The 21,867-nt window shown below is 42.1% G+C and carries 20 protein-coding genes, 1 tRNA gene and 1 pseudogene; 16 read left to right on the forward strand and 6 right to left on the reverse strand.

Features of this window, described 5'->3' with window-relative positions; genetic code table 11:
* Both ACRRMM_RS12110 and ACRRMM_RS12115 read right to left on the reverse strand, forming a co-directional pair.
* Window positions 1–213: pseudogene (locus ACRRMM_RS12110) on the reverse strand (ribonuclease); the annotation flags it as partial.
* A gap of 180 nt (window positions 214–393) precedes the next feature.
* A complete protein-coding gene (locus ACRRMM_RS12115) occupies window positions 394–1,371 on the reverse strand; it encodes a 2-hydroxyacid dehydrogenase (RefSeq protein ID WP_428828627.1) in 978 nt (325 codons plus the stop codon).
* Between the two features lie 563 nt (window positions 1,372–1,934).
* On the opposite strand from ACRRMM_RS12115, the gene ACRRMM_RS12120 reads away from it, so the two are divergent.
* Window positions 1,935–2,516 carry a beta-class carbonic anhydrase gene (locus tag ACRRMM_RS12120; RefSeq protein WP_017357909.1) on the forward strand — a complete coding sequence of 194 codons (582 nt, stop codon included), beginning with the start codon at window positions 1,935–1,937 and terminating at the stop codon, window positions 2,514–2,516.
* Between the two features lie 37 nt (window positions 2,517–2,553).
* Window positions 2,554–4,176, forward strand: a complete 1,623-nt coding sequence (locus ACRRMM_RS12125; protein ID WP_428828626.1) for a SulP family inorganic anion transporter — start codon at window positions 2,554–2,556, stop codon at window positions 4,174–4,176.
* A gap of 29 nt (window positions 4,177–4,205) precedes the next feature.
* Here the strand turns inward: ACRRMM_RS12125 and ACRRMM_RS12130 are convergent, their stop codons facing one another.
* A complete protein-coding gene (locus tag ACRRMM_RS12130) occupies window positions 4,206–4,547 on the reverse strand; it encodes a MazG nucleotide pyrophosphohydrolase domain-containing protein (protein ID WP_017368102.1) in 342 nt (113 codons plus the stop codon).
* A gap of 136 nt (window positions 4,548–4,683) precedes the next feature.
* Here ACRRMM_RS12130 and ACRRMM_RS12135 point away from each other — a divergent pair, with 136 nt between their 5' ends.
* Window positions 4,684–5,262, forward strand: a complete 579-nt coding sequence (locus ACRRMM_RS12135; protein WP_017368101.1) for a TIGR00730 family Rossman fold protein — start codon at window positions 4,684–4,686, stop codon at window positions 5,260–5,262.
* Window positions 5,263–5,317: 55 nt separating this feature from the next.
* On the opposite strand, the gene clpP is transcribed toward ACRRMM_RS12135, so the two are convergent.
* Window positions 5,318–5,914, reverse strand: coding sequence for an ATP-dependent Clp endopeptidase proteolytic subunit ClpP (clpP, locus tag ACRRMM_RS12140; RefSeq protein WP_007500118.1), 597 nt, complete (start codon window positions 5,912–5,914; stop codon window positions 5,318–5,320).
* Window positions 5,915–6,167: 253 nt separating this feature from the next.
* Here clpP and ACRRMM_RS12145 point away from each other — a divergent pair.
* From ACRRMM_RS12145 to abc-f, 9 genes are all read left to right on the forward strand, one after another.
* Window positions 6,168–6,243, forward strand: a tRNA-Arg gene (locus tag ACRRMM_RS12145).
* Between the two features lie 500 nt (window positions 6,244–6,743).
* On the forward strand, window positions 6,744–7,295 hold the full coding sequence (locus ACRRMM_RS12150) for a hypothetical protein (protein WP_017359180.1): 552 nt from the start codon (window positions 6,744–6,746) through the stop codon (window positions 7,293–7,295).
* 186 nt (window positions 7,296–7,481) lie between these two features.
* Complete coding sequence (locus ACRRMM_RS12155; protein ID WP_017359181.1) at window positions 7,482–8,651, forward strand: macrolide family glycosyltransferase; 1,170 nt, start codon at window positions 7,482–7,484, stop codon at window positions 8,649–8,651.
* A 289-nt stretch (window positions 8,652–8,940) separates the two neighbouring features.
* Entirely contained in the window at window positions 8,941–10,584 is a 1,644-nt protein-coding gene (nikA, locus tag ACRRMM_RS12160) for a nickel ABC transporter substrate-binding protein (RefSeq protein WP_073412773.1), read from the forward strand.
* A gap of 15 nt (window positions 10,585–10,599) precedes the next feature.
* Window positions 10,600–11,529: a nickel/cobalt ABC transporter permease gene (gene opp1B / locus ACRRMM_RS12165; protein ID WP_017368098.1), complete on the forward strand. Its 930-nt coding sequence runs from the start codon at window positions 10,600–10,602 to the stop codon at window positions 11,527–11,529.
* 5 nt (window positions 11,530–11,534) lie between these two features.
* Window positions 11,535–12,422: a nickel/cobalt ABC transporter permease gene (gene opp1C / locus ACRRMM_RS12170; protein WP_073412772.1), complete on the forward strand. Its 888-nt coding sequence runs from the start codon at window positions 11,535–11,537 to the stop codon at window positions 12,420–12,422.
* A complete protein-coding gene (locus ACRRMM_RS12175; RefSeq protein WP_138826474.1) occupies window positions 12,385–13,203 on the forward strand; it encodes an ABC transporter ATP-binding protein in 819 nt (272 codons plus the stop codon). Before opp1C ends, ACRRMM_RS12175 begins: the two co-directional genes overlap by 38 nt.
* Complete coding sequence (locus tag ACRRMM_RS12180) at window positions 13,197–13,967, forward strand: ABC transporter ATP-binding protein (RefSeq protein WP_073412768.1); 771 nt, start codon at window positions 13,197–13,199, stop codon at window positions 13,965–13,967. Before ACRRMM_RS12175 ends, ACRRMM_RS12180 begins: the two co-directional genes overlap by 7 nt.
* Window positions 13,968–14,301: 334 nt before the next feature.
* Window positions 14,302–15,861 (forward strand): ribosomal protection-like ABC-F family protein, encoded by a 1,560-nt coding sequence (abc-f, locus tag ACRRMM_RS12185; RefSeq protein ID WP_428828624.1) that lies wholly within the window; start codon window positions 14,302–14,304, stop codon window positions 15,859–15,861.
* 15 nt (window positions 15,862–15,876) lie between these two features.
* Here abc-f and ACRRMM_RS12190 read toward each other — a convergent pair whose 3' ends face one another.
* A complete protein-coding gene (locus ACRRMM_RS12190) occupies window positions 15,877–17,286 on the reverse strand; it encodes a polysaccharide deacetylase family protein (RefSeq protein WP_048001963.1) in 1,410 nt (469 codons plus the stop codon).
* A gap of 309 nt (window positions 17,287–17,595) precedes the next feature.
* Between ACRRMM_RS12190 and ACRRMM_RS12195 the strand changes: the two genes are divergently transcribed.
* The 4 genes from ACRRMM_RS12195 (at window position 17,596) to ACRRMM_RS12210 (ending at window position 20,926) form a co-directional block, all read left to right on the forward strand.
* Window positions 17,596–18,648 carry a FecCD family ABC transporter permease gene (locus tag ACRRMM_RS12195; protein WP_034657813.1) on the forward strand — a complete coding sequence of 351 codons (1,053 nt, stop codon included), beginning with the start codon at window positions 17,596–17,598 and terminating at the stop codon, window positions 18,646–18,648.
* A complete protein-coding gene (locus tag ACRRMM_RS12200) occupies window positions 18,645–19,646 on the forward strand; it encodes a FecCD family ABC transporter permease (protein WP_017359188.1) in 1,002 nt (333 codons plus the stop codon). Before ACRRMM_RS12195 ends, ACRRMM_RS12200 begins: the two co-directional genes overlap by 4 nt.
* 16 nt (window positions 19,647–19,662) lie before the next feature.
* Complete coding sequence (locus ACRRMM_RS12205) at window positions 19,663–20,559, forward strand: iron-hydroxamate ABC transporter substrate-binding protein (RefSeq protein ID WP_007500130.1); 897 nt, start codon at window positions 19,663–19,665, stop codon at window positions 20,557–20,559.
* 142 nt (window positions 20,560–20,701) lie between these two features.
* On the forward strand, window positions 20,702–20,926 hold the full coding sequence (locus tag ACRRMM_RS12210) for a phage holin (protein ID WP_008347764.1): 225 nt from the start codon (window positions 20,702–20,704) through the stop codon (window positions 20,924–20,926).
* Window positions 20,927–21,206: 280 nt separating this feature from the next.
* On the opposite strand, the gene slrR is transcribed toward ACRRMM_RS12210, so the two are convergent.
* Window positions 21,207–21,677, reverse strand: a complete 471-nt coding sequence (gene slrR / locus ACRRMM_RS12215) for an HTH-type transcriptional regulator SlrR (protein ID WP_007500131.1) — start codon at window positions 21,675–21,677, stop codon at window positions 21,207–21,209.
* Window positions 21,678–21,867 lie beyond the last annotated feature (190 nt).

Here is a 21,867-nt window from a genome sequence, read left to right on the forward strand (position 1 = left end):
TCGTTTATAGCGGATTAAGTAATCTGCTACACCATCAAAGGTATTAATGACGGCAAGGGTACGAAGGTCTGGTGCAAGCTGTACGGAAGCAGTCTCATTTGTGGCTGTTGGAGTAAGTGGTGTTTCTGCATGGACTTGCTGCGGGATAAATCCAGAAAACAGAATGGCAGCAATCAGAGCGAACAGAGTAAAAATCGAACTTATTTTTTTCATCTTGATCCTCCTCAAAAGGAATTGGGATGCCGTCCTCTTGATGCTTGTCTACCTCATATTATAGCACCGGCATATGAAGAGAATGTAAAGAATCAGGAGATTGGAAAAAATGAGGCTTTTTGACCTACTGTCTCTAGATGACGTAAACAAAAAGACGCAGTTCCCTGCGCCTTTTTTCAATTAAGATGAGGCAAGCTCCTTCACAATATCAACAGAGGCTTTGCCGTCAATTCCATGAATCACATTATGAATGGCTCGTTTCAGCATAAGATCTCTTGTCGTTTCAGTAGCGGAACCGATATGCGGGACAAGCGTGACATTGTCCATCTCCTTGAAAGGATGATCTTCCTGAAGCGGTTCTTGCTCATACACATCCAGACCAGCTCCTTTAATCCACCCTTCCTGCAGTGCTTGAATGAGGCTTTTCTCATCGACGGTTTTTCCGCGGGAGATGTTCACGAATAAGGATGTCGGCTTCATTAATTTCAATTCCCGCTCTCCTATCATATGGTACGTCTCATCAGTCAGTGGTGTGATTAACACAATGATATCAGCTTGCTTCAGCAAGTCATCCAGTGCACAATATACAGCGCCGTAGGCCGATTCGGCTTTCTCATTCCGGCTCCGGTTGTGATAGAGGACGTTCATATCAAAACCATGAGCGGCTCGTTTGGCTACTTGCTCTCCGATTCGTCCCATCCCAATGATCCCAAGCGTTTGATGATGGACATCAATGCCGAATATATCTTCCTCTTGAACAAATTTTGTCCATTTTCCCTTGCGGATAAAACGATCAAGCTCGGCAATTCTCCTCGCAGAAGAGAGAATGAGAGAAAAGGCAAGATCAGCAACGGTATGATCGAGTGTATAAGGCGTGTGCGTACCAATCACGCCTCTTTGTCTCATGGCTTCTAGATCAAAATTGTCATAGCCGACTGAATTATTGCTTACCACCTTGAGTTGAGGTGCATGATCTAATAAATCTTGATCAATTTTCGTACCTGATGTTAAAAGGCCATCAGCCTTCTGCAGCTTCTCAAATAATAGATCTCTTGGGATCGGGTCCTTTGACTGCCATACCTCGTATGTACAATGTTCCTTTAGCATGTCTTCAAAAGAGGCAGGTAAGGGTTTGGCGACAAAAATATGTGGTTTCATCATCAACTCGCTCCTTTCACATGGTCATCTTTCTCTTTTTATTATAAAGCAACCATTTTGGCAGTACACGTTTGAATATGAGCTGCTCAATATTTAATATACTGAAATAACGGAAAAGGAGAGATTTTTATAGTGAAAGAGTAAATGACATGGCCATCTGATGTCTTTTTATGATGTAGAAAAACGAGTGATTAGTAGATGAGTCATAGAAAAATGCTAGATGTTTCGGGAGATAATCTGACAAACTGGAAAATAGATCGAGACTTTTTGATAGAAAATTTATTATATTTGCAGTGTATTAAACGGGATGGTCATTTTCTACTAAACCATTTCATCGTCTTTTGGTGAAATGAGAGCCATCGTTTGTAAGCAAAAGCCGCATATTCCCTGTGCTGAAGCGGAACAAAGAGCAAAATAGAGAAAATGCTTACATATTCTCTCATCGTTTTCTCATTTTTTTCTTTTTTTTCTATCATTTTTCTTCTCTATGCTTGAGAACACACAAGGGAAAAGGAGGCCAGGTAAGGCGTTACAATCACTTAAAAAAGATAGGAGATGACAGGATGGAATCAACATTAGAACAGATTCTTCAGCACAATGCAGATTTTGTGAAAGAGAGACAGTATGAGCCTTTCAAGGCGGGAAAATTTCCTGAGAAGAAATTGGTTATATTAACTTGTATGGATACACGCCTGTTGGAATTATTACCGCAATCCATGGGGCTTCGTAATGGTGATGCGAAGATCATTAAAAATGCAGGAGCCATCGTCACACATCCATTTGGCAGTGTCATGCGGAGTATTTTACTAGCCATTTATGAGCTGAAAGCAGAGGAAGTATGCATTGTCGGCCATCATGAATGCGGAATGGCAGGCCTTGCGGCAGACCCTTTACTTGAAAAGGCAAAAGCACGGGGAATTGAGGAAAAGTGTTTGAGCATTGTGAAAAGCGCAGGTGTCGATTTAAAGGGCTGGCTGACAGGCTTTGATTCAGTGGAAGAGAGCGTATCCCAAAGTGTGAAATTAGTCAAAGAGCACCCGCTCATGCCAAGTGATGTAGCTGTTCATGGACTAGTGATTCATCCGGCAACAGGAAAGCTGGATGTCGTTATAAAAGATAAACAGATCGACCCACAGTATACCTAAATCATCTACACATACTTGAAGGAGGCCAACACATACCATGCGTTTTTATGGAAGATTTGAAGGTTATGATTCATCAAAGTTTAGACGCGATTTAATCGCTGGGCTTGTCGTGGGCGTTGTGGCAATTCCTTTAGGCATGGCTTTTGCCATTGCATCTGGTGTCGGACCAGAATACGGATTATACACAGTCATCGTTGCCGGCATTTTGATTTCATTGTTTGGTGGTTCAAAGTATCAGATCGGCGGACCGACCGGGGCATTTGTTCCAATTTTATTCGGGATCGTCAGTCAGTACGGTATTGAAAACTTACTCATTGCTGGTTTTATGGCAGGCTGTATGCTTGTATTATTCGGAATATTCAAACTAGGGAAGCTCATGAAATTTATTCCTCGTCCGGTTATCATCGGCTTTACTGCCGGCATTGCTGTCATTATTTTTTCAGGACAGATTGCCAACTTCCTCGGATTAAAGGGTGTTGAAAAGCATGAAAGCTTTTTCCTCAATATGAGAGAAATCGTGGTCCATCTTGGTACCGCAAACAGTTTCGCCATTCTCACAGCGATTGTTGGGCTCATCGTGATTTTGGCGGCACAAAAATACATTCCCAAAATACCTGGTGCTCTATTAGGTCTACTTGTTTCAACATTTATAGCTGTTCTCTTTTTTCAAGGACAAGTTGAAACCATCGGCTCTGCGTATGGCGAAATCCCTCGTCAGCTGCCAACTTTCGCTTTTCCTGAATTGACGATTGAAAAAATGATTTATCTGCTGCCGCCGGCTATTGTCATTGCCCTTTTAGGCGGCGTGGAGTCCATCTTGTCAGCTATGGTTGCTGATAATATGAAAGGCTCAAAGCATGACAGCAACAAGGAGCTTGTCGGGCAAGGAATTGCCAATATGGCGGCACCGCTTTTCGGAGGGATCCCAGCGACGGGAGCGATTGCTCGTACGGCAACAAACATTAAAAATGGTGGAGCAAGCCCCATTTCAGGAGTCGTGCATGGTGTCGTTGTCTTGCTCATCTTAATGTTATTTGCACCATATGCATCGATGATTCCACTTGCTGCCATGGCACCGATTTTGATGTTTGTGGCGTGGAATATGAGTGAGAAAAAAGAGTTTATCAATATTGTCAAAGTCAAAAATGCGGATTCCCTTGTGCTTGTCGTGACCTTCCTGCTAACGGTCATCGGTGATTTGATTATAGGGGTGACTGCAGGTCTCATTTTAGCGTTTATCGCCTTTATCAAAAAAATGAGCCAGACAACGAATATCCACACAAATGTCGCTGTTCCTCAAATCGAAACGGCGGCTGCCTTAGAAAGGGAGACCGATCAGAAAGGGGTTAGTATGTATTCGATTGAAGGGCCACTCTTTTTCGGTACAACCGATTCATTGGAAAATTCAATTTTGGATCATGTTCAGACAAAGCCGAAAACACTCATTTTGCTTATGAACAAAGTGAATTATATGGACACCTCAGCAGAAGCGGTTCTGATGAACATTTCCAATCGTTTAAAGCATCACAATGGAACATTGATGATTGTAGGGCTTCAATCACAGCCAAAAGAGCTTTTGCATCGTACCGGTCTTTTCCATCACATTGGAAAGCAGCATTTCTTTGAACGAACGGATGATATTACACCACAGCAGCTATAAAAGGCTAAAAAAAGCACGTGACATGTCGGTCACGTGCTTTTTACCTGCTCTTTTTCACTAGAAAACCGTTGTGTGAGTTTCTGTTGATGGGAAGAGAAGACCTCTTCTACTGTTACATCATAGAGATCAGCTAGAACAAGTAGATTTCCTAAGACATCTCCCATTTCTTCAATAAGGTCCTTTCTTAACGCGGCATCCTCCTGTGTTTTCTCATCAGGTCGATCGCGTCCAATTTCGACCGCCCTGACTGCGCGAGCGAGTTCACCTGTTTCTTCCATCAGGAAACCTAACCTGATAAACGGCCCGTATTCTGTCCAATTTCTCATTTTGTAGAAATCTTTGATCCATTTTTCCATTTCAGTTGTTTGCATTCTCTTTATACAGCTCCTTATATGGTGTTCATCTTCTGATTTTACACTATATATAGATGGAGCGGCTGTTTCTTTACAATGAATTATAGTAGAATGAGTGGGTGAAGAAATCATAGAGAGAGATGGAGCTGTTTTGATGAAAACGATTTGTGTGTTTGCTGGTTCGAATCCAGGTGTGAATGACATCTACAAACAAAAAGCTGTCGAGCTAGGGGCTTATATGGCAGAGCAAGGAATCCGCCTTGTATACGGCGGCTCACGAATTGGCTTAATGGGAGCTATAGCGGATGAGGTATTGAAAAACGGCGGGCAAGTGATCGGAGTCATGCCAAAAGGGCTTTTTAGAGGAGAAGTTGTGCATCAAGAGCTCACTGAACTCATTGAAGTCAAAGGGATGCATGAACGAAAAGCGAAAATGAGCGAGCTGGCCGATGGGTTTATTGCCATGCCAGGTGGTTTTGGTACATATGAAGAATTATTTGAGGTGCTATGTTGGGCGCAAATTGGCATCCATCAAAAGCCAATCGGATTGTATCAAGTGAATGACTATTTCAATCCGCTCATAGACATGGTGAAGTTTAGTGTACAGGAAGGTTTTTCGAATGAATCACACCTTCAATTGCTGCATGCCTCTGGAGAACCGGAAGAATTGATTTCACAGATGGCTTCCTATCAAACACCGTCTCTTCAGCAGAAATGGACGGAGCTGTCTTAAAATAGATGCATAACAAAAAACCGTCTGTTCAAAGAGCAGACGGTTTGTTTTGTGATTATTTTTGTTCTTCTGTATTACGGGTCAAGACTTTGTCAATGAGTCCGTATTGAAGTGCTTCTTCCGCTGTTTTGAAGTTGTCACGATCTGTATCACGCTCAATGACTTCAATTGGCTGACCAGTACGTTCAGCAAGTACTTGGTTCAGTTTATCGCGTAAAGAAAGGATTCGTTTTGCCGCAATTTCAATTTCTGTTGCTTGACCTTGCGCACCACCTAGTGGTTGGTGAATCATCACTTCACTATTTGGAAGGGCATAACGCTTACCTTTTTCACCAGCAGCAAGCAGGAACGCACCCATAGATGCAGCCATACCAATACAAATAGTTGATACCTTTGGTTTAATAAATTGCATCGTATCATAAATGGCCATACCAGCTGTGATCGAACCGCCAGGGCTGTTAATGTAGATAGAGATATCTTTTTCTGGATCCTCGGCTTCTAAGAAGAGAAGCTGTGATACGATGGAGTTGGCAACATTGTCATCGATCGCAGAACCAAGCATGATAATACGGTCTTTTAAAAGACGAGAATAAATGTCGTAAGCTCTTTCCCCACGATTTGTTTGCTCAATGACTGTAGGTATTAAATTCATAATGTTCCTCCTTCACCTTTTAGGTAAGTATGTAATTCAATGATACATTTTTGGTCAATAAAGGTCAAACAAAATGCTGACCTAAAATCAAATACCCCTATCCATTTTCCCCAAAATCCTTTCACTTCAAACCATCATATGATTATATGTATGGGAATGAAGAAAATACATCGACAGGGCTGGCGATTAATCATTGCTTTCTTGCAGCATTTCCCTTATAATTTGATATGCTGACGTTTAAAAAACATATCGTGCGCTCGTAGCTCAGTTGGATAGAGCGGTGGTTTCCGGTACCACGTCTGCCGGGGGTTCGAATCCCTCCGAGCGCGTACTTGACCTTGCTTACGATGATAAAGGTCTTTCATGAATCCCTCTTCATATGAAGAGGGGTTTTTTATGTTTAATCGAATTGATCGTTTTCTTCTAATAAAGTTAGGATAAGCAAGTGATAAAATGGTTTGGCTGCAAGCCAGCAACATCTATCCGAGTATAATAAAATCAACCCCACTCTTAACATAAGAATGGGGTTGATTGCTATAAAGGGGTTACCTGCCTTTTTGGCCTTTCCTGTAAATAGCCGCAGGTATAATTGTAAAAAGAACAATGATAAATCCAATCACGGATACAGTATTTTTTACTATATTGTCATTCACAGTGAAGTTTGTCACTATCATTGCCGCCAGACAAAGAATGATGATTAAATAACTGTATTTCTCCAAGACTTTCACAAAATATCCCTCCAATATGAATCTATAAAATTGAAACAATTATTATAATATGATATTTTTACCTCGTATTCAAAAAAATAAACAAGGAAGGGGTATATTGGATGAAAACTATTTTTCATAAAAAGAGTGTAATATGCTTCATAACAGCTCTTTTCATGCTATTGTCAACGATTTTTACTGCGAATGCAACAGCAATTAGTCCTAATTCAGAAGTGGATGAAGAGTATCAAGAGTTGCTAGAGGTTTTATTGGCGATTGAAGCTTTACCTGACAGCGTTATTGCCAAAGGGGATGAAGCTGTAGTTAAATGGTTGGAAGAGAACTCTAATATCCCTCTTCAACGACAAGGTGAGGTTGTTACTATGGGGGTAGTTGGTTGTATTTCCGCGGTTGGAACTGCCATTATAACCAATGTTATACCGATAGCAAAAATCGCAAAAGTCAAGTCCGCATTAAAAGCTGCAGGAGGTGCTACAAAATTTGTTAAAACATTGATTCCAGCGTATAAAGCGGCTAGAGAGGCAGGAAAAAGTAAGGCGAATGCTGTAAAAACAGCTGTAAATAAAGCAGCGAAAAATGCTAGTCCTGAAGCAAAAAGAGCACTACTTGAATTTTTCAATATAGGAAATGTGTATTCAGCCTGCTTTGAATAAATATCAAAATATCAGATCCGATCTAAAAGACAAAGCACTTAAACAGGAGGCTTTGTCTTTTTTTCTGCTATCCTCTTAAAATACTAGCCATAAGACTCATTTCTGCTCTTTTCAGGCGTATTTGTTGAGCCCGATCACTGTATAAGATTAACATGGAAGGGAATTGACAATAAGGAGAGGATTCTTGTGGCGAAGGTTTTAATGATTACGTTCCCAGCTGAAGGACATGTGAACCCAATGTTAGGAATGATAAGAGCATTTGTTGATCGAGGTGATGAAGTGCATGTGGTCACAACTGAACATTATCAAAAGCGGATCAAACGCTTAGGCGCTCACATACATATACATCCAGATTATATTCGCACATTAAGTGTCGAAGAAAGCGATTTAGAGTCCATGCAGCCATTTTTCCATGCCATGCTACAAACGTCATTAGACATTTTAGAAGTGGTGGAAACTCTTTCTCAACAGCATTCATTTGATTTGGTCTATTTTGATATGTTTGGAGCAGGTGAGCTTGTGCGGGATTACTTACAGATTCCAGGCATCGGTTCGAATCCTTCTTTTGTGCTGCAAGAGGCACATTTTGATACACCTCTATACAGAAAAGATGAGAAGGCGGCTCATCTGTTAGAAGAAATACATGAACGTTTTGGCGTTCAGCCAACCCATTTGATGCAATTCATGAAAAACCGCGGAGAACTGAATATGGTGTATACAAGTGAATATTTTCAGCCGTCTGTTGATGCATTGGATGATTCATTTGTCTTCATTGGACCGAGCTTTCTAAAACGTGCTGACCAGCATGATTTCCCGTTAGAAACGCTTGAGCGAGAGAAGGTCGTCTTTATTTCAATGGGAACGGTTCTTGGAGATACTGAAGCATTCTTTAATATGTGTATTGATGCCTTTGCCGACTTTGATGGAAAAGTGATTCTCGCAACTGGTGAAAAAATCGACATGTCTCTCCTAAAAGAAGCGCCATCTCATTTTCTCATCGAGCCTTATGTGCCGCAGCTTGAAGTCCTTGAACTGACAGATGTGTTTGTGACTCACGGCGGGATGAACAGTGTCAATGAAGGTATTCATTATCATGTTCCAATGGTTGTCATCCCGGTTGACAAAGATCAGCCGATGGTGGCAAAAAGACTGACGGATCTCTCTGCTGCTCGTGCACTCGATAAAGACCAGCTGACAGCAAAGCAGCTGAGAGATACTGTAGAGAGTGTACTGGGAAGTGACACGTACCGTGCTGGGATTGAAAAGATTGAAGAAAGTTTCCAAACAGCAGGTGGAACAGAAAAAGCATTACGTGTCATTGATCAGTTTATGCAAGCGAAACAGACTCAATCATGAGTCTCTCAGCGTGTAGACAAACCCTGGCATTCGCCCGCAGGTCTGTGCACTGGTGCTCGCCCTTCCTAGACTGCAAAGGTTTTCTTTCACGCTGAAAAGAAGACAAAGAGCTAAAATAAAGATCATTTTAGCTATTTGTCAACAACCTGACAGACTCAATCATGAGTCTGTTTTTTCGGTGAAAAAAGACATTGTATTTCCCAGATCTGTATGCTAATATTCAATTCGTAATCATTTCGATTAATAATCGTAATGATTACGATAAAATGAACATTTGGGGGAAGTACATATGAATCATCAACCTGTTTACATAAAGAAAAAGGACGAGAAAAAGCAGTCCTTTGTGACATATACCTTGATGCTGTTTTCAGTCATGGCTTGTTTTCTATTGGCATCTTGTTCTGAAAATAAGACCTCTTCCAGTTTAAGTGGAAGAGAAGATGATGAACTGGTGTATGCAAGTACAAAAGATATAAGAGACATTAATCCCCATCTATATGGCGGGGAGATGGCCGCTCAAAATATGGTGTTTGAATCGCTTGTTGTGAATACGGAAAAAGGCATTCAACCTGCCCTGGCCCAAAGCTGGGATATTTCTAAAGATGGAAAAACCTACACATTTCATCTTCGAGAAAACGTGACTTTTTCAGATGGTGAGCCATTTAATGCGAAGGCTGTCAAAATGAATATTGATGCAGTTGTCAAAAATATTGAAAAAAATGCTTGGCTCAATCTCGTGTCAGAAATTAAATCCACAAAGGCTGTAGATGAACATACATTTGTTCTCACATTGAAGGAGCCCTATTATCCAACATTAGAAGAACTTGGTTTAACACGTCCATTCCGTTTTATTTCTCCCAAAAGCTTTATTGATGGCACCACATCAAAAGGCGTCAAAGGTTATGCAGGTACAGGTCCTTATGTGTTAAAGGAACATAAGAAAAATCAATATGCCATTTTTGAAGTGAATCATCACTATTGGGGAAAGAAGCCAAAGATTTCAACAGTGAAATGGAAGGTCATGCCGGATCACCAAACGATTTTACTCGCTCTGCAAAAAGGGGAGATCGACCTCTTATTTGGAGCTGATGGTGACATGATCGACGGAGATTCATTTCAGGCTTTAAAAGAAGCTGGTCAATATGGGGTAACCGTGAGTCCTCCTGTTGGATCAAGATCTATTGTGATCAACTCCAATCAACCAATAACACAAGATCCAAAAGTAAGAGAAGCATTTCAATATGCCATTCAAAAAGAGATGATTACAGAAGGGATTTTAAATGGAACTGAACAGGTGGCACATACACTGCTCGCCCCATCAGTCCCTTACGCAGATATTCCGCTTAAAAAGAAAACCTATCAAAAAAAGAAAGCAGAGGCATTATTAGATGAGGCAGGCTGGAAGCTAAAAGAAGACGGCTATCGCTATCAAGAAGACAAGCCGCTCAGCGTGACCATTTATTATAATTCGGATAATGCAGGTGAAAGAACGATTAGTGAATCGATTCAGCAGGACTTCAAGCAGGTTGGAATCAAGCTGGATATTAGAGGTGAAGAAAAACAGGCATTTTTAGATCGTCAAAAAACAGGAAAATTTGATCTTATGTACTCTCTATCTTGGGGACTTCCTTATGACCCTCAAACATACGTCTCTTCATTCCGTGTTGCATCCCATGCTGATTATCAAGCTCAGTTAGGGTTGAAAAAGAAAAAGTGGCTGGATGAGACCATTACGAAAGTATTGGTGGAGCCGGATGAGAAAAAGAGGGCACAAATGTACCGAGATATTTTGACGTATATTCATGATGAAAATGTGTATATCCCTATTTCCTATTCTGTGACAAAGGCCGTTTATAATAAGCGCCTCAAAGGTGTAGATTTTCATGTATCTCAGTATGAAATTCCCTTTGATCGAATGTATTTTTCGTCATAAATGGGAGGCTGAGACATGACACGCTATATCATAAAACGATTATTGCTTCTTTTGCCGCTCATTGTATTCATTACGTTTTTTGCGTTTGTGCTACTTGCGATGCGTGCGAGTGATCCAGCTGAGGTCGCTTTACGTGTGAACCAAGTAACCCCAACGGAAGAGATGGTTGAATCTATGCGTCAAGAGTTAGGCTTAGATCAACCTTTTTTCATACGCTATGTCACATGGCTTAAAGACGGATTAACAGGTGATTTTGGCAGTAGTTATGTCACACATGAGCCTGTACTTGACCTGATGATGGAGGCACTTCCTGCGACTTTACAGCTTGCAGGGATGTCCCTTTTGTTTATTATTGTGCTGAGTTTGTTATTCGGAATGGTGTGTGCATATGCGGCACATACATGGTTGGATCGAATCGTGAGAGCATTTGTGTTTATTGCAGCTTCCATGCCTAGTTTTTGGTTGGGCATTTTATTTATCTGGCTTTTTTCAGTCAAATTTAACTGGGTCAACACGAGTGGAATGGAAGGGTTTAAATCGCTTCTTTTGCCAGCGATGACTCTATCGTTTGGCTACTTATCGACCTATGTGAGACTCATTCGAAATCAAATCCTAAAGTTTCAGCATGAGCCCTTTGTTTTTTATGCAAGAGCTCGTGGTTTAAAGGAACGAACCATTCAATTGAAGGTGATGAGACATGCCCTTCAACTAGCGGTAACAGCACTCGGTATGTCAATACCAAAGCTCATTGCAGGAACCGTCATTATTGAAAATCTCTTTGCTTGGCCAGGGGTTGGCCGTTTGTGTGTAACAGCTATTTTTCACGCCGATTTCCCTATGATTCAAGCCTATTTGTTTGTGATGGGAATTCTATTCGTTGTGTGCAACCTTATCGCGGACGTCATACAAATGATCATGAATCCGCAGTTGCGAAAGGAGGTCTGAGAACTTTGCCTGGATGGAATCGATTAAGAAAAGATCGCATAGCCATTCTGTCTATTTGGTTTTTGGCACTTGTCACATTAGCTGGGCTGTTTGCACCAGTGCTAGCGCCACATGATCCAACTGACACGAATATTCTTCAAAAATATGCCGGTGTGAGTCTAACATATCCGCTCGGAACGGATCAGCTGGGGAGATGCGTATTGTCGCGGCTCTTATATGGTATTCGGACAACGATGCTTGCTGCCGTGCTGACAATGTGTATCACGATGCTCATTGGCACGATACTTGGACTCATGGCTGGTTTTTTTAGAGGGAAAGTTGATGGAGCTCTAATGAGAATATGTGATGTCATGCTGTCATTTCCAGCAGAGGTGATGATTTTGGCCGTTGTGGGCATTATGGGACCTGGGCTTTTCAATATTATTTTGGCCAATGTCCTTGCAAAATGGGCTTGGTATACAAGGATGATTCGTTCGTCAGTTCTGCAATATACGAATGAACCATCTGTTCAGTTTGCGAAAGTATCTGGGGGTTCACCTTTTTATATCCTTCGAAAACATCTATTTCCTCGCATCTCAGGAGAGATTGCTGTCTTTGCTACACTTGACGCAGGCTGGGTCATTTTAAATATTTCTGCTCTGTCTTTTCTTGGATTAGGTGTGAGTGCACCTACACCGGAATGGGGCATGATGCTCAACGAGGCGAAGAATGTCATGGTGACGCACCCGGCTCACATGCTCCCGCCTGGACTTGCGATCTTATTTGTGGTCATGGCACTGAATTTTTTAGGAGACAGTCTTCAGCAGGTCATGAACCCTGCCATGCACCTTACCAACAAAAAAGGGGGGAGACGGTTTGCCTTTCATCGAGATAAAAAATCTGTCCGTACATGATCCGATTCAACAAAAGGATTTAGTGGCAAATATCACGTTTACATTACATAGACAACGTTGTTTAGGCGTTATTGGAGAAAGTGGAAGCGGAAAATCAACCGTTGCAAAAGCATTAATTGGCCTTATCCCTCCTTCGCTAGAGATGATTGGGACCATTTTGTTTGACGGTGAAAAATTGACAAGTCAGACTTCACAGCAGTGGAGAGGAAAGCGAATTGGCTACATTCCACAAGATGCTATGAATGCGTTCAATCCAATTGAAACAATTGGTCATCAAATACTTGAAACGTTCCAGTGGCATTTGGGTTTACGTGGAAAAGAAGGGACAGCACATGCGATCACTGGGCTAGAACGTGTCCATTTAAACAATCCGCATATGTTAATGAAAAAATATCCTCATGAGCTGTCGGGAGGAATGCTTCAACGTGTCGTGATTGCCATTACGATCATGCTTTCTCCTGACGTGATCATTGCCGATGAGCCTACAGCATCATTAGATGCATATAACCGGCGCGAAGTCATCACACAATTACAGAGGCTGAAAGAAGAAACAGGAGCTGCCTTGATCATCATTTCGCATGATTTAGGCGTCGTTCAGGCAATCGCTGATGAATTGTTGGTGATGCACCAGGGGAAGATGCTTGAGCATCGTCATGCAAAAGAGATATTTACATCACCTGAGCATCCTCAAACGAGGCATTTACTAGAAACGAGGCTTCGCTTATCGGCACCCCTTGAAGCACTGAGGCAGCAGAAGAGAGTGAGGGCATTCCCATGCTGATCACAGCAAATCAACTACTTAAACATGGAGAAGATAAAGGGCGCTTTTTTCATAAAGAGGAATCCATAGCACGCATAGCTCAGGTTTCATTTCAGGTTGGAGAAGGTGAATGTGTCGGGTTAGTCGGTGAGAGCGGTAGTGGTAAAAGTACAATAGCACGTACGCTGCTTGGTTTAGAAACATTAGACGGCGGAGAGATAAAGATAGATGGATGGCCAGCTCATACATGGCGTAAGATGAACCGGGGGGAAATGAGTGTTGTTTTTCAGGATTATCTATCTTCTGTCCATCCTTCCTTTACAGTGAAAGAGATCATAGCAGAACCCATGCAAATAATAAAGCGAAACATGAATGTGAACCAAAAAGTGTTGTCCCTGCTCAAGCAAGTAAGACTTCCATCGTCTTTGCTAAATCAATATGCTCATCAGCTAAGCGGCGGTCAGCTCCAGCGTGTATGCATAGCAAGAGCCATATCGACGAATCCAGCCATTCTCATCTTAGATGAAGTCCTTAGCTCACTTGACGTTTCTGTCCAAGTTCAAATATTGGAGCTTCTTGAGACATTAAAGCAAGAGTTAGATATGACCATTCTCATGATTACCCATGATCTAGAGGCAGCCGTTTATTTATGTGATCGACTTCTTTTTTTACATGAGGGAAAACTTGTGGAAGAATGTAAAAGTGACCAGCTGTTTGAAGCGACTCATCCATTTACGCTCAAGCTAATAGACTCACTCATGCCTTTTCAGCTTGACAAAAAATAACCAATCTTTTATCGTATACGTAACAAATGACGGAAGGGTGACCCAATGCAATGAAGTACTAATCCTATGACCTGTAAGCAAAATGAAAGAACGAAGGCAGTGAGCAAACGATATGTGTTGCTATGTTTGCTGCGTTTTCATTTTTTAGCTTCGGAATAGGATGGTACAGCTTGGGAACCAAAGATTGAAGTGATGGATACGGGGGATATGTGTGCTCATTTGATGAACCGCATGTCATTTTGTATCGATACGCTTATTTTTGTACACCATTTTGCCTCCTATTCTGAGAATGGGAGGCTTTTTCATGTCTCCTGATACGAAAGGAGAGGGTTGGATGTTACTGAGAGCCCACCAATTAAAAGTATTTAGAAAGGATCGCTTGTTATTTGATATAGAGGAGCTGGCCATTCATCAAGGGGACCGAATCGGCCTTGTGGGAACGAATGGCAGTGGGAAAACGACATTGCTCCATGTACTGACGGGTAGGGAAAAACCAGACAGCGGCACATTTGCACACACTACAACTTGTACGCTGCTTCCTCAACTAAAGACAGGAGATGGCAGACAAAGTGGCGGAGAGATGACTCAAGCTTATATTGAGAGAGCTTTAAGTCGGCCTTCTGCCCTTTTATTAGCCGATGAACCCACGACTCACTTAGATACGGAGCATATTGAGTGGCTAGAAGAAAAGCTTCGTTATCATCAAGGTGCTCTGATTGTCGTCTCGCATGACCGTGCTTTTTTAGATGCGTTATGTACAGACATTTGGGAATTGGAGGATGGGAAACTCAAACCATACAAAGGCAACTACAGCGATTTTGCCCGGCAAAAAGAACTCGAACATCGTCAGCAAGTGGAGGCGTACGAGGCGTATACCCAAAAGAAAAAACAGTTAGAATATGCCATGCAAAAGAAAATGAAAAAGGCCGACAAAGCGACAAAGCCATCTCCAAAGCTGAAATCCTCGGGGCCTAAAATTGCAAAGCCTTATTATGCAAACAAGCAAAAAAAGCTTCAAAAAACAGCCAAATCTATTGAAACAAGAATGGAGAAATTAGAAAAGGTGGAGAAGGTAAAGGAAGCCCAGCCTCTTCAAATGACGCAGCACACCATGAAGGAAGTGGCAAGCCGCACCATTTTTCGTGTCGAACATGTAGATGGCATGGCAGGAGATAAAGTCCTTTGGAAAAAGGCGAATGTAGAAGTAAGAGGCGGAGACAAAGTCGCGATCATTGGGAAGAATGGGAGCGGTAAAACGACATTTCTCCGAATGCTTGTAAACGGAAATCCCGGGATTTTTCGTTCAGAAGCCGTGAAGATCGGTTATTTCAGCCAAGATCTTTCAGAACTGAATCTAGATGAATCGATCTTACAAAATGCACTGGAACAGGCGATTCAAGATGAGACTGTCGTTCGCACCGTTTTAGCGAGACTTGGGTTTCGGGGAGACGATGTGTACAAGCTGACGAACGTATTAAGCGGCGGGGAACGGGTGAAGACGATGCTTGCAAAGCTGCTCGTCAGTGATGCCAATGTTCTGATGCTTGATGAACCGACGAACTTTTTAGACCTTGCGGCAGTAGAAGCGCTTGAAGAACTTTTAAAAGATTACCCGGGCACAGTCGTGTTTGTCTCCCACGACAGGAGGCTCATTGAGCAGGTGGCTACTCGTATTCTTCATGTGCACGAGGGAACCATTGAACGCTTTGATGGCACCTATGAAGAATATAAACAAAAGGAAGAAAAGCCAGCTGCTACAAAGAAAGAAGAAGAGCTCCTGCTGATTGATATGCAGCTGTCTGAAGTGCTCAGTCGTTTAAGCATCGAGCCTTCTCATGAGCTTGAAGAGACGTTTCAAGCATTGTTAAAAAGAAAGAAGTTGTTAGAGTCATAAAAAAAGCCCCTGTGTTTACTGCACAGGGGTTTGTTCGTTTCGTTCTTTTTTCAATTGTTCAAGTTCGCTGACTGTGACAAGCTGGTAGCCTTGTTTGGTGAGTTCATGTATGATCTTCACTGCTGCTCGAGCAGAGCTGTCATAAATATCGTGCATGAGTACGGTTTTGCCATCTGCTGCATGTGAGAGAACATGGTTTGTGATCTGCTGGCTGTTGCGAATTTTCCAGTCCTCAGGATCGACATCCCACAATGAAACGTTCATGCCAACCGCTTGATTGATGTCGGGATTTGTTCCTCCATATGGCGGTCTAAAGTGCGTAGGAGTATAACCGCTAGCCTTTTTAATCAGCTTCTGCGTGTCTTTTACTTGTTTGACCGCTTCTTTTAGAGGGAGTCTCGTTAATAAAGGATGGTTATATGAATGGTTTCCGATCTCATTTCCGCCCTTTAAAATGTCGGCAAGCATTCCAGGATAATACTGAACCCTGCTTCCTAATACGAAAAAGGTGGCGTGTCCTTTATTTTCCTTCAGCGCTGCTAAAATGGTTGAAGTTGTGGCTGGGTTTGGACCGTCATCAAATGTGAGTGCGATGGCTTTTTTATTCGGATCAAGCTTTGGCTTTTGCGGCAGCTTGACGGCTTTTCTTTTTGGATTCGGTTCTTTGATTTCATTCTGATTTTTGGTCTTATTCATATATTCCGGCTTCAAGATATCTTTTAGCAGCGTCTTTTTGATCGCCAGCGTTTGCGGACCTAAGTCCTTTGCGGCTACTTGAGAAGCTGGGAAATAGAACTCTATATATTTCTCTTTTAAGGCGAATTGACTGAAGTTTTGATCAGTAGGGGCTGTTCCTTTTTGAAGGAGTGATAGATCCTTAGACAAGGTTTTATCTTTTTTAAGCTCCGTGTATGTAATATAGGATAATTTTTTCAAATAGTCCTTTTTGGGTTGAAATAAATCTTTTGTGTCAAGAAAGTCTTTTTTCTGAAAATCGAAATTGATTGTGACGTGATGAGTGGTTCCATTTTGCTGACCTGTATATGTGTAGGTCGTAAAATAAATGGCCGCAGATTGTTTTGCATAGTGCACCATGTCATAGTCAATATTCAGTTCAAACCGTTTGTTTTCATCAATGTCCTTTGCTTCACTAAATGTCTTTTTGAAATGCTCTAATGCTGAATTCGCATAGCTTTGAATCTTGTCATCTAGCTTTTTTTGATGAAAAAGTGGATAGTTCACCGCATATCTCATAAACTTCCCGTCATTTACAAGAGTGACAATTTCAACATTTTTATAATTCGTATCCTGCTTCACATTTTTCTTCTCTGTACCGCTTGCTTGCTGATTTTGAAAGAATGCAACTGCTCCAATGACGATGGCAAGCGCAAATAGGATGATACTCCATTTTCCCTTTACTGACACAACTTTCAATTCTCCTCTCATGACGGGTCATTCTTTATTCCTTTGACATCTGTTTGTAATATTTTTATAACAATTGACTTACTTTTGTAATTTTAGGGGATTTTCATGCGGAATGTCAACTATTTTCCTATTAAACTACTGTAAAAAATGATAGGTCTTTCAGAACGAGAAAAAGCAGAAGGAAAGAAATCTCTTATTTGCCGTCTACACATACCTTCAATAATTAAAAAATGAGCCGCACATTGATTTTTCAGAGGCTGACGGCTATAATTTTGATGATTATGATTCTCATTTTCAAACTGACTTTTAATGAAGAAAAGGATGACACCGATTTTGCCGGATAAGCGAACATCTCAACAAAAACGATCATCACCTATTTTGTTCTTTTTATTGTTTTTTCTCGCTGTCATTGGTTTATTGGCGGCTATGTTTTTGGCTGTTTCATACGGTGCAAAGTCATTGTCTTTGCAAACGGTCTGGACAGCTGTGTTTGACTATCAGCCTCATGTGACAGAGCAGCAGATCATTCATGAATTAAGGCTTCCGCGTGTGCTAGGAGCTGCACTTGTTGGAGCGGCCTTTGCTGTGGCAGGTGCGCTTATGCAAGGCATTACAAGAAATCCGCTGGCAGATGCCGGGATATTAGGCATTAACGGCGGTGCGATGTTTGTAGTCGCTCTCTGTTTTGCTTTTTTTCCAGGAATGCCTTATTCGGCATTGATGTTATTTTCTTTTTTTGGTGCCGTTCTCAGTACACTGCTGATCTTTGCCATTGGGGCGGCTGGCGGCGTGCTGACCCCACTTCGGCTCACTGTAGCTGGAGCTGTTGTTGCCGCATTGCTGCATGCGCTAAGCTCGGGTATCGCCATTTACTTTGATCTCAGTCAGGATCTGGCTTTTTGGTATGCAGGGGGTGTGGCAGGTGTCAAATGGCCGCAGCTGATGATCCTTGCTCCAGTCATTCTCATTGTCATCGTTTGGGCGATGTTATTAGGACGATCCCTCTCGTTATTATCACTTGGTGAAGATGTAGCTGCGAATTTAGGGGTGAAAACCCGGCAAGTGCGAATACTAGGTATGGCAGCTGCGGTTCTGCTGGCAGGCGTGTCTGTATCGGCGGTTGGGTCTATTGGGTTTGTCGGTCTTGTCATTCCGCATATTGCACGAAAGCTGGTTGGGGTCAATTATCGTTTCGTCATTCCGATGTCAGCGATTTTAGGCGCAATGCTTCTCGTCTTCGCTGATCTTGCCAGCCGGACAGTAAATCCGCCAAGAGAGCTTGCCATTGGCGTTATGGTGGCACTTGTTGGTGTTCCTTTCTTCTTATATATTGCCAGAAAAGAAGGGAGGAACCTGTCATGAAAGAGAAACGGCGTGCTCTTGTCGTGACAGCCGTTTTGCTTTGTCTGAGTGCGGCTGTCGTGCTGTATAGTTTAAATACCGGCACGCTGAAACTCAGTCCTCTCGTTGTCGTCAAAACGTTATTTGGCTTTGGAGATTTCCAAAGTGAGACGGTGCTGTTTGATTATCGTCTGCCTCGAATCGTCGTGACGATACTAGCTGGAATAGGTCTAGGTATCGCAGGTGGCATTTTGCAGAGTTTATCCCGCAATCCACTTGCCGATCCTGGGATTATCGGTCTGAATGCAGGAGCCGCATTCGGCTTAATCATCTTTGTGACGTATTTTCACGTACTAGAAGGAAATCCATCTTTACTCATTCCGCTCTTTACATTTGGTGGTGGCCTACTTGCGGCGGCAGTCATCGTTCTTCTTGCGTACGACAGGCATGAAGGGCTTGTACCTATCCGGCTGATCCTTGTTGGAATTGCCGTAGCTGCGGGGTTTAGTGCATTGACGTTATATTTGTCATTGAAACTGGATGAAGATACATACACCTTCGCTTCAAGGTGGCTTGTGGGAAATGTATGGGGAAGAGACTGGATTCATGTACTTGCGCTCCTGCCTTGGATCGTATGTCTTGTCCCGCTTACGCTCATGCAGTCCAGCACACTCAATGCGTTAACGTTAGGTGATGCCGTCGCCTCAAGTGTCGGAGTACGTGTACAGCGCAAACGACTTTTTCTTCTCACCTTAGCTGTTGGTCTAGCGAGTGCAAGTGTATCGATGACAGGCGGAATTGGTTTTATTGGCCTTGTTGCACCTCATTTGGCGAGGCGTCTTGTCGGCTCACTGCACCAATATTTTTTACCAGTGAGCGCCTTGCTTGGATTGTTGATTTTGGTCAGTGCTGATACACTCGGACGCTCCATATTTGCCCCAAATGCCATCCCAGCGGGTGTGGTTGTGGCTTTTATCGGAGCACCTTATTTTCTCTATTTACTAACAAAAACAAAATAAGAAAGAGGAACTCATCATGAAAAAAGTACTTGTGTTTGGTTTAACGCTCTGTTTCTTGATTCTGGCCGCTTGTGGTCAACAGGAAACAAAGAAGACAACAAATCAAGATGAAAACGGAACACCTAAGATTGCGTCCTTGTCGATTCATTTAACAAATGATTTATTAGCACTCGGTATAAAACCTGCTGGCTCTGTTGTAGGGGGAGACTTAAAAGATTTCCTTCCACATGCGAAGAAGCAGCTCAGCCAGACGAAAAAGCTGGGCATTGCAGCAGATCCTGATATGGAGTCATTGCTTGCTTTAAAACCAGATGTCATTTACGTCGATGAAGAACTAGCTGGACAAGACTTATCAAAATACAAAAAAATTGCCAAAACCGAAGTGTTTAATTTAAATGATGGCACATGGCGTGATCATTTGAAAAAAATCGGCAAGCTCGTCAATAAAGAAAAAGAAGCCGATCAATATATTAAGGACTACAATCAAGAAGCAAAAGAAGTCAAATCACTCATCCAGAAAAAGATTGGAAATGGAAAAGTGATGGCAATTCGTGTAACAGCAAAAGAGCTTCGAGTATTTAGTATGAAACGTCCGATGGGGCCAATTTTATACGATGATTTAGGACTGACACCTGTAGATGGTGTGAAAAAACTGGACAGCAAACGTCCATTTGAAGTCATTTCTCAAGAAGTGCTTCCTGACTTTGATGCAGATGCTATTTTTGTCGTCGTGAACCGTGATGATAAGGCGCAGCAGGCATTCAAACAGTTAGAGCAGACGCCGATTTGGAAAGGCCTAAAAGCTGTGAAGAAAAACCAAGTATATCCGATTGCCGATCAGCCATGGCTAGATTATTCAGCTTTAGGCAACAAAATGGCAATGGATGAAGCAAAAAAGATGTTCTCTAAATAATCAGCACATAAAACAAGGCATCATTCCGCATCTAGGAATGATGTCTCTTTTTTTGATTCATTCTTCTATTCATTCGCTTTTTGCATACATATGAGAGGGAACGAGCAGTATCGGTATGAAAGGATAAGGGGAGGGGTTACAGTTGAAGGTTCAAAAAATTAGTGCAGGCACTATTGCGAGGCTTGTGCTGCTTTTATTGGCACTTGTGAACAGCGCTCTCACCGCTGCAGGAAAAAGCCCAATTCCAATTGATGAAGAAGGTGTGCAGCAATTCATTACGTTAGCTTTTCTTGGCATCACATCACTATGGGCCTATTGGAAGAACAATGATATTACGAAAAAAGCACGAACGAAAAAAGAAGAATAATAGAAAACAGAGCCTTTTCATGCAAAAAGGCTCTCAGCGTGTAGAGAAACCCTCGCATTCGGTGTCAGTCCTGCGCGGGTACTCACGAATGTCAAATTCGCTCCGCAAAAGTAGCTGTCCTTCCTAGACTGCTATCACGCTGAAAAGAAGACAAAGAGCTAAAATAAAGTTCATTTTAGCCCTTTGTCCATAAACTGAACAGAGCCTTTTCATATAAAAAGGCTCTATTTCATCGAAGCGACAAGCGCCTCTCCCCGCAAATTGGTTTGATCTCAGTGGCTTACGCCCGGTGTTCTCCCATATTGGTAAGAAACGCTTTCACTTCCTCGATGGTTAAGCCAATGGCCTTTGCTTCACTCATGAGACGCTTCCATTCTGACATATTTGAGTCGGTCAGCTTTCTATGATGGACATGCAATGTCTTTCCTTCCTGCTCCTTTCTGTAGGTTTGGAGCAGCTGATACAGTTCTTCTTTAGGCATGCCGGATTGGACGGCATGAACGATATGATCCCGCCACTCCTGTTCACCGCCCTCAGCGTAATGAAACATCATCGTTTCTGCATCAAACAGCTCTTGTAAATCAATGTCTAGTGATGAGGATACCTTTTTTAAAAACTGGACAGATGGATTACGATGGACACCACGCTCAATTTTACTCAAATACGATTTAGAAACATGGGCATCTTCAGCCAACTGCTGAATTGAGTATCCTTTCCTCTTTCGGTAAATGCGTATCACCTTTCCTATCATTCGATATATGATCTCCCTTCTCCCCGGCGAATCGTTCTGCGACCTTTTCGTTCATTATAAGAAATAAATTGTTCTTTATAAAATTCAAAAACGTAAGAAACAGGAAGTAAACAAAAGAAAACGAACGATTTCGTTCTTTAAAAAGAACTATAAGACCTATTATGACATTTTTCTTTGCGGGTATTATCTT

The sequence above is a fragment of the Bacillus sp. XT-4 genome (assembly GCF_050864245.1).
Classification (GTDB): Bacteria; Bacillota; Bacilli; order Bacillales; family Bacillaceae; genus Bacillus; species Bacillus altitudinis.